This is a genomic window from Streptomyces alkaliphilus, from assembly GCF_014141535.1.
GTDB classification, from domain to species: domain Bacteria; phylum Actinomycetota; class Actinomycetes; order Streptomycetales; family Streptomycetaceae; genus Streptomyces; species Streptomyces alkaliphilus.
In genome coordinates this window covers 1-1,601 of sequence record NZ_VKHT01001085.1, presented here as the reverse complement: position 1 = coordinate 1,601, position 1,601 = coordinate 1, and the positions used below count along the sequence as shown (strand labels likewise).

At 76.6% G+C, this 1,601-nt stretch carries 1 protein-coding gene; it reads right to left on the bottom strand.

Annotated elements, in window-relative coordinates; genetic code table 11:
* Positions 1 to 41: 41 nt before the first annotated feature.
* Entirely contained in the window at positions 42 to 1,466 is a 1,425-nt protein-coding gene (locus FNQ90_RS22550; protein ID WP_323380125.1) for a carboxylate-amine ligase, read from the bottom strand.
* Positions 1,467 to 1,601 lie beyond the last annotated feature (135 nt).

Genomic DNA, 1,601 nt, shown 5'->3' with positions numbered 1-1,601 from the left:
GGCGACGCCCGGTGACGGGAAGGGGGCGGGTGAGGATCTGCTCAGGCATATGGCGGCTCCTGGGCCCGCGACGGACTCGCGGGGTCGAAGTGGAAGGGCGACGGGGGGTCCTCCCGCCGTGCCTCCGGCTCCGGCGGCGCTGCCGGGCTCGGTGTGCCGGCCGCGGTGCCGGCGAGGGTGGGGGCGCGCCGGTTCGTCGGCGCGCCGACACCCGCGGGGGTGTCGGGAATCCGGGGAAGCCCTCGCGGTGGGTCGAGGGCGTACGGCGTGCCGGGATCGAACACGGATCCCGGCTCGCCGGGGAGAGGGATCGCCGAGACGGCGATCGCGGCCCGGGGACCGCCCTCCCGCCACGCGGCGCGCTGGCGGTCGGCGCCGGTCCCGGTGCTCCGCAGGGCGGCGAGCAGGTCACGCACGGTGGAGAGGTCACCGCTCTCCTCCAGCGCCGGCGTCACCGCCTCCAGGAGTGTCTCCACCGCCTCCCGTCCCGGACCGAGCCGCCCGGTGAGGGGGTGGACCAGGGGGCCGTTCGGGCCGTGGCGGGCGGCGTTCCACAGGGCGGCCGCCGCCTCCTGGTCATCGGGGCGGGGCACCGCGAGACCCCGTTCGGCGTCGGTGAGGGCGGTACGCACCAGGGCGCGCACCAGGCCGGCCTGCAGCACGGCCTCGTCGACCGTCGTCGCGGTGTCGGTGACCCGCACCTCCACCGTGGGGTGGCGGGGGGAGGGGCGGGCCAGCCAGAAGGTCATCCCGTGGTCGACCAACGCCCCGGTCTCCACCATGCGGTCCAGGACGGCGCTGTGATGGGCCGCGGAGTCGAACCACGGCGGCACGCCGGCCCCGGGGAAACGCGTCTCCTCGGCGATCCGCCAGCTCGCGAACCCGCGGTCCCGCCCGCGGTGGAGCGGTGAGTTGACGGAGAGGGCGAGGAGGATCGGCAGCCAGGGACGCAGACGGTTGACGACGACCACGGCGGTCTCGGCGTCCGGGACACCGACGTGCACGTGGCAGCCGCACATCTCGTAGTGGTCCATCGTCCCGGCGTAGTGGGCGGCGATGCGCTCGTACCGATCCCCCGGGGTGATGTGCGTCGTCCCGCTGCCGAGTACGGGGGTTCCGGAGGCCACGGCGAGGACGCCCTCCTCCCGGGCGGCCGCCGCCAGGCGGGCCCGCAGCTCCGTCAGCTGGCCGGCGACTCCCCCGCCACCGGTCAGGGAGGTGCACACCCCGGTGGCCGCCTCCACCTGGGTGGCGTGGAGTTCGGGCCGGTACCCGCCTCCAGCGGGGGGCGGGTCGGCCTCGACGCGCGCCAGTACCCGCGCGGCCTCGGGCGCGGTCCGCGCGGTACGGGGATCGACCAGCAGGAATTCCTCCTCCACCCCGAGGGTGAGGGAATCACCCGGGGTGGAGGAGGACGCCGGCCGGGGCGCGTCGGTGGTCGCGGCGGAACCGCGGGGGATGGTCACGGACGTCGCTCGTCCGCCTTGGGCCGGGCCGGCTGCTGCGGGGTGCCGTGCGGCGGCGAGTGGAAGGGTTGGGGCGAGGTCTGCGGATGGACGGGAGAGCCGCCGCGTCCACCGTCCGCGTGACCGGGGCGCGGG